Origin of the sequence: Roseibium aquae (assembly GCF_008711285.1) — a bacterium.
In the GTDB taxonomy this organism is placed as follows: domain Bacteria; phylum Pseudomonadota; class Alphaproteobacteria; order Rhizobiales; family Stappiaceae; genus Roseibium; species Roseibium aquae.
The window spans coordinates 231,762-238,310 of record NZ_VXDC01000008.1 but is presented as its reverse complement, the minus strand read 5'-3'; the positions used below and the strand labels follow the sequence as shown (position 1 = coordinate 238,310).

The 6,549-nt window shown below is 60.9% G+C and carries 7 protein-coding genes; 1 reads left to right on the top strand and 6 read right to left on the bottom strand.

Annotation, left to right across the window (positions count from 1 at the left end):
• Positions 1–103: 103 nt before the first annotated feature.
• Positions 104–979, top strand: coding sequence for an AbiJ-NTD4 domain-containing protein (locus F0184_RS20575; protein ID WP_342212496.1), 876 nt, complete (start codon positions 104–106; stop codon positions 977–979).
• Positions 980–1,545: 566 nt separating this feature from the next.
• Here the strand turns inward: F0184_RS20575 and grxD are convergent.
• The 6 genes from grxD to purQ form a co-directional block, all read right to left on the bottom strand.
• Positions 1,546–1,878 carry a Grx4 family monothiol glutaredoxin gene (gene grxD / locus F0184_RS14775; protein WP_150496952.1) on the bottom strand — a complete coding sequence of 111 codons (333 nt, stop codon included), beginning with the start codon at positions 1,876–1,878 and terminating at the stop codon, positions 1,546–1,548.
• A gap of 89 nt (positions 1,879–1,967) precedes the next feature.
• The gene (locus tag F0184_RS14770; RefSeq protein WP_150496951.1) at positions 1,968–2,201 is read right to left on the bottom strand and encodes a BolA family protein; all 234 of its coding nucleotides are present in this window, start codon (positions 2,199–2,201) and stop codon (positions 1,968–1,970) included.
• A gap of 43 nt (positions 2,202–2,244) precedes the next feature.
• Positions 2,245–4,446: a phosphoribosylformylglycinamidine synthase subunit PurL gene (gene purL / locus F0184_RS14765; RefSeq protein WP_150496950.1), complete on the bottom strand. Its 2,202-nt coding sequence runs from the start codon at positions 4,444–4,446 to the stop codon at positions 2,245–2,247.
• Between the two features lie 110 nt (positions 4,447–4,556).
• The gene (locus tag F0184_RS14760; RefSeq protein WP_150496949.1) at positions 4,557–5,522 is read right to left on the bottom strand and encodes a calcium/sodium antiporter; all 966 of its coding nucleotides are present in this window, start codon (positions 5,520–5,522) and stop codon (positions 4,557–4,559) included.
• A 71-nt stretch (positions 5,523–5,593) separates the two neighbouring features.
• The gene (locus F0184_RS14755) at positions 5,594–5,857 is read right to left on the bottom strand and encodes a DUF2164 domain-containing protein (RefSeq protein WP_150496948.1); all 264 of its coding nucleotides are present in this window, start codon (positions 5,855–5,857) and stop codon (positions 5,594–5,596) included.
• A 21-nt stretch (positions 5,858–5,878) separates the two neighbouring features.
• Positions 5,879–6,547, bottom strand: a complete 669-nt coding sequence (gene purQ, locus F0184_RS14750) for a phosphoribosylformylglycinamidine synthase subunit PurQ (RefSeq protein WP_150496947.1) — start codon at positions 6,545–6,547, stop codon at positions 5,879–5,881.
• Positions 6,548–6,549: the final 2 nt, after the last annotated feature.

The window sequence follows — 6,549 nt, the reverse complement described above, 5'->3', positions numbered from 1 at the left end:
TTCATCGATCCGGATCACGTTGCTCATCTCTTTGCCGTCGTCGTCATCAGTCATGCCATGCTCCCTTCAATCAGAATAAAGGGAACCGTACCAACCTGAAAATGTGCGAAAAATTTTGTACGTTATCCGCGAACTCGGTGTGAAAGAGCTTTCACCGATTTGGTCCTCATACACTACGAAGTGGAATGGGAATGACCACATCCAGACGCATAGATATGCTGTGGTTACAGTCTGCGAGAATTGGCTAATGAAAACAGTCACGGATTCTCCCGACGTGCATATCAAAGAACGCCTCAGCTTGATTGAACTTGGTTTTAGGCAAAAAGAGAACGAGATTGCCACGCTGAATGCGTCCGAGATTTCCGAAAGCGAGCAACTACTTGCTTCCTTGTCCCCCTCAAGCTTGAGATTGCCAGACGATCCACAAGAGGGCGCACGCAAACGGCGAGAGATCAATACAGCCGCTTTCCGTGCAAGTGTTGATGAGCTAAACGCTCGATTCCGGCAAGCTGGATACCCACTGAACTATCACAATGGCTTCATTCAGATCTCGACCGATGACCTAGTTCAGAAAGAAGTTGAAACGCCATTTTGGATGCTGGTCTCTGATCCCGTTTGGAAGAACGTCGATCTGGATATGAAGGAAGCGCTTGACCGTCGGGATAGCGATGGACGCGACCCGGAGTTCTACGCGGCACGCGCTTTGGAAAGCACCATCAAGATCATTTCCGATCAAAAAGGCTGGACCCACGGAGGTGAAAAAGGCGCGCACAGTTACATCGAAAACCTTGCGTCGAAAAAGAACGGCTTCATTTTGTCTTGGGAAAGCACCTTACTGAAAGAGTTCTTTACCCATGTCCGTAACCCGATCGGACACGGAGCTGGTAACTTGCAGATGCAAACCCTGTCGCGCCAGCAGACGGAATGGGCAATCGAGTTTAGTATGAGCTGGATTAAGAATCTTATCCGGCGCTTGTAGTAGTATTTTATGGGTGATAAATCTAACAATACAATCTTACGTTTTTTAGTCAGAACCGATCATTTAATTGAAGGCAGGTGTATGTCCCCTTAGGGCGGGAAACAATCCCGATCCAAGCGCGAAAAATGCCGGTTCAGTCTGGCCGAAGACCCATCTGGCTGTCCGTTGCCGGAGGCGGCCACGTCGGTCGGCTCTTTGCCCGGCCGGTTGCGGGCACGTAACCGGGCGGGATTTTGGCGGTCCGGGCGCCGGGGATCCTTCGAGACGGTCCTGCGGACCTCCTCAGGATGAGGCGGGCAGGCTGCTTTGGCATGCTGGGGACCTGCTCGGGATGAGGCCGGCAGGCTGCTTTGGCATGGTGCGGACCTGCTCGGGATGAGGCCGGCAGGCAGCTTTGGCATGGTGCGGACCTGCTCAGGATGAGATGGGCAGGCGTCATCACGAAGGGGGCGCGGATCCTTCGAGACGGTCCTCCGAGACGGTCCTGCGGACCTCCTCAGGATGAGGCGGGGCAGGCTGCTTGCTGCGGCCTTTGGGTCAGCCTCGCGCCCCGTGGGCAAAGCGCGTTACGCGCTTTGCTTTACTTCGATGCCTTTTTTGGAGAAGGCCGTTTGCAGTTCCTGGTTCTGGAACATTTCGCGGATGATGTCGCAGCCGCCGACGAATTCGCCCTTGATATAGAGCTGCGGAATGGTCGGCCAATTGGTGAATTCCTTGATGCCGGTGCGCAGCTCGTCGTCCTCCAGCACGTTGATGCCCTTGTAGGGCGCGCCGAGATAGTCGAGGATCTGAACGACCTGGCCGGAAAACCCGCATTGCGGAAAGTTCGGCGTGCCCTTCATGAACAGCACGACATCGTTGGTTTCGACTTCGTTCTTGATCCAGTCCTGGATGCTCATGGAATGCGTCCTTTTTGAAATCGGTGCGGCGGCAGGGCCGCCGGTGTGCCCAAACCTAGGCGAAAACCCGTAGCTTCGCAATCGGCCGGTCAGTCCGGGGCCTTCGTTTGCAGAGCCAGGGCGTGGAGGGTGCCGCCCATGTTGCCCTTGAGGGCATCATAGATCATCTGGTGCTGCTGGACCCGGCTTTTGCCCCGGAACGATTCCGACACGACATTGGCGGCGTAGTGATCGCCGTCACCGGCGAGATCCCGGATCTCGATCTGCGCGTCGGGCAGGGCCTCCCTGATCAGGGTTTCGATCTCGTTCGCGTTCATCGGCATTTTGGTCGCGTCCTTCCCTCGATGGCCATTGCGGCCCGGTCCATTAATCTGCGCTGGCCATGTAGTGCGGGAACCAGCCCTCATGGGCGGTTCTCAGCTCCTCCACCGATATGGTGAGAACTCCGGCAACAGTCAATTCCGTTCCGCCGGTCCGGCCGATCATCCGGGCCTCGATGCCCTGGTCGATCGCATCTTCCAGAAGCGCATCGAGCTGGTCCTCGGCGGCGGTGAGAATGTAGCGGCCCTGATCCTCGCCAAACAGCGCGGCATGCGCGGGGCCATCGATCTCGACCGTGGCCCCGATGTTGCCGGCCATCGCCATCTCGGCCAGCGCCACGGCCAGGCCGCCGGAGGAAATGTCGTGAACCGCGCTCACCCGCTGCGCGCCGATGAACTGGCGCACCAGGGTGCCATTGCGTTTCTCGCAAGCAAGGTCCACCGGCGGCGGGGCGCCGTCTTCCCGGCCCAGAACATCGGCGAGATATTGCGTGGCGCCCAGATGCGTGCCGTGGCCGCCGATCAGGACGATGCAGTCGTTCTCCCGGACGAAGGCGGCGCCGGCGCGCACGGTGACATCGGGCAGAAGGCCCACCCCGCCGATGGCCGGGGTTGGCAGGATCGCCTCGCCGTGGGTCTCGTTGTAGAGCGAGACATTGCCGGACACGATCGGGAAGTCGAGTTCCCGGCAGGCTTCGCCGATGCCTTTGATGCAGCCGACGAACTGGCCCATGATCTCGGGCCGCTCCGGGTTGCCGAAATTCAGGTTGTCCGTTGCCGCCAGAGGTTCGGCGCCGACGGCGGTCAGGTTGCGCCAGACCTCGGCCACCGCCTGCTTGCCGCCCTCGAACGGATCGGCCTCGCAGTAGCGCGGTGTCACGTCCACGGTGAAGGCGAGGCCCTTGCGGGTGCCCTCAACGCGGATCACGCCGGCATCCCCGCCGGGCGTCGCCGCCGAATTGCCCTGGATCAGCGTGTCATATTGCTCGTACACCCAGCGGCGGGACGCGCCATTGGGGCTGCCGACAAGGGCTTTCAGCGCGGCGGCGTAATCCTGCGGCTCCGGCACGTCGGCGGGCGACAGCGTCGCGCGCTTTTCGGGCTCGATAAACGGCCGGTCATATTCCGGCGCCTCGTCGCCCAGTTCCTTGATCGGCAGATCGGCCACGATGTCGCCCTGGTGCTTGACGATGAAGCGCAGCGTGTCCGTCGTCTTGCCGACAATGGCAAAGTCGAGGCCCCACTTCCTGAAGATCGCCTCGGCCTCGCCTTCCAGTTCCGGGCGCAGGACCATCAGCATGCGCTCCTGGCTTTCCGAAAGCATCATCTCGTAGGCGCTCATGCGCTCCTCGCGCACCGGCACCGCGTCAAGATCCAGCTCGATCCCGAGATTGCCCTTGGCGCCCATTTCCACGGCCGAACAGGTCAGCCCCGCCGCGCCCATATCCTGGATCGCGATGACGGCGCCGGTCTCCATCAATTCCAGGCATGCTTCGAGCAGGCACTTCTCGGTGAACGGGTCGCCGACCTGAACGGTCGGCCGTTTTTCGTCGATCGTATCGTCGAATTCCGCCGAGGCCATCGTGGCTCCGCCGACGCCGTCGCGGCCCGTCTTGGCTCCCAGATAGACCACGGGCAGACCAACGCCTTCCGCCTTGGACAGGAAAATGCCATCGGCCTTCGCCAGACCGGCGGCAAACGCGTTGACCAGGCAGTTGCCGTTGTAGCGGGCGTGGAACTCGACCTCGCCGCCCACGGTCGGCACGCCAAACGAGTTGCCGTAACCGCCGACGCCCGCCACCACACCGGACACAAGATGGCGGGTGCGCGGATGGTCGGGCGCCCCGAAGCGCAGGGCGTTCATGGCGGCCACGGGCCGTGCGCCCATCGTGAAGACATCGCGCAAGATCCCGCCGACGCCGGTGGCCGCGCCCTGATAGGGTTCGATGTAGGACGGGTGATTGTGGCTTTCCATCTTGAACACCACGACCTGATCGTCGCCTATGTCCACCACGCCGGCGTTCTCACCCGGTCCCTGTATGACGCGCGGACCTTTGGTTGGCAGCGTTTTCAGCCATTTTTTCGAGGACTTGTAGGAACAATGCTCGTTCCACATGGCCGAGAAGATGCCAAGTTCCGTGAAAGTCGGCTCGCGGCCGATGAGCGCCAGGATCCGCTCATACTCGTCGGGCTTCAGCCCATGGGATTCGATGAGTTCGGGCGTGATCTTGATGTCGTTCGGGATCATGTCGGTCCGTTTCGCTGAAAGTCTGGGTGCCAAACACGGCGCGTGCGCCGCATTTAGCAGATCGGATCGCGAAAGGGGAGCCTTCCGGAATGGTGATTTCCGGGTTTCTCTCAGCCAGTCGCTGAAAAGACGAGGTATGCCAGATAGGCGCCATAGCCGGCCAGAAGAAGCGTTCCTTCGCGCCGGGTGATTTTCCATCCCGTGACAGCGAAGACCAGCAGAACGATCGTCGCCGTGAGCATGATCCAGACGTCGCGGGTCGCGATCTCGGCCGGGATGTCGAGCGGGGCGATCAGCGCGGTTGTCCCGAGAATGCCCAGCACATTGTAGATGTTGGACCCCAGCACGTTGCCAAGCGCGATATCGGATTGCTTCTTCATCGCTGCCACGATCGCGGTCACCAATTCGGGCAGGGATGTGCCCACCGCCACCACGGTCAGACCGATCACGGCATCGCTCACGCCTGCGGTACGGGCCAGATTGCTGGCCCCCGTGACCAACCAGTTCGCGCCGGCCATGGTCAGCGCCAGCCCGCCCACTGTCAGGCCGATCAGCATGGGCAGGCTGGAGAAGAAGGGTTGAGCCGTCGGCGTGTCGGCCTCGGCCCGGTGCAGATCGCCGGACGGGGTCGATTTGCCGGATTCTGTCACATAGGCGACGACGAGATAGGCAATCAGCGCGCCCACCAGAAGTCCGCCTTCGATCCGGGAGATCGAGCCCATCAGGGCCAGCAGGGAGACGGCCAAGGCAGCCCCCAGCATCACCAGCCCGTCCCGGCGCATGGCGGCCGGATCGGTGACCAAGGGCGCCAGCAGGGCCGACAGTCCGAGGATCAGCAAAATATTGGCCGTGTTCGAGCCGACAACATTGCCCACGGCGATCCCGGGGGAGCCATTCAACGCAGCCAACACGCTGGTCATGAGTTCCGGCGAGGAGGTGCCGAAACCGACCAGAACCAGCCCGATCAGGAGAGGCGACAGTCCAAGCCGTTTGGCGATGCCGACCGAACCGCGCACCAGGCTGTCACCGCCGGCCACAAGCCCGGCGAGGCCGAATGCAATGAGAAGAGCATCCATGCAAGCAAGTCCTTTCCTTTGTGCAGCTGGTGATGTTCGGGCGCGCTTGTCCGCAATTATTCCGCGCGGGCCTATTTTCGCGGCGACACGGTCGTTTCCAGCCTTGCCAAGGCGTCCATGTCGTCGTTCAGATCAATCATCCGGCGGCTGATCAGGGTTTGAGCATCCTTCAGGCCAAGATTGCAAAAGCTGGGCCCCAGTGTTTGGGCCAAAAAATCAAGAAAGAACTCGGCTTCCATGTTGCCGATTTCGATTTCGAGCTCGCGGTCAATATAGCGGCGGATTTCAGCTGCGAGCCGGGTCTTCGTGTCCTTGTCGAGTTTCAGCTCGCTCATGCCGGACCCTTCGCAGCAGGATTACGCCGCCTTGGAGAGCAGGCTTTCGAACAGCAGGCGGCCGTCGGTGCCGCCATGCAGCGGTTCGACCAGATTCTCCGGGTGGGGCATCATGCCCAGGACGTTGCCCGCGCCATTCATGATGCCAGCGATGTCGTTGATCGACCCGTTCGGGTTGGTGCCATTGGCATAACGGAAAACGACCTGACCGTTGTCCTCCAGGGCCTTCAATGTGTCCGCGTCGGCGAAGTAGTTGCCGTCATGGTGCGCGACCGGACAGCGCCAGACCTGGCCTTTTTCAAACTTCAACGAGAAGCGGGTCGCGTCGGTCACCGTCTCGAGAAGCACTTCCTTGCACACGAAATTCAGTCCGGCGTTGCGCATCAGCGCACCGGGCAGAAGCCCGGCTTCGGTCAGGATCTGGAACCCGTTGCACACGCCCAGAACCGTGACACCCTGCGCGGCCTTCGCCACGAGGTCCTTGAGGATCGGTGACCGGGCCGCGATCGCTCCGGACCGCAGATAGTCGCCGTAGGAAAATCCGCCTGGCACCACGACCAGATCGACATCCGGCAGTGTTGCATCCGCATGCCAGATCGATTGAGGGCGGGAGCCTGTGACCAATTCCAGCGCGCGGAACATGTCCCGGTCGCGATTGGAGCCTGGAAAAACGATAACGGCGGTTTTCATGT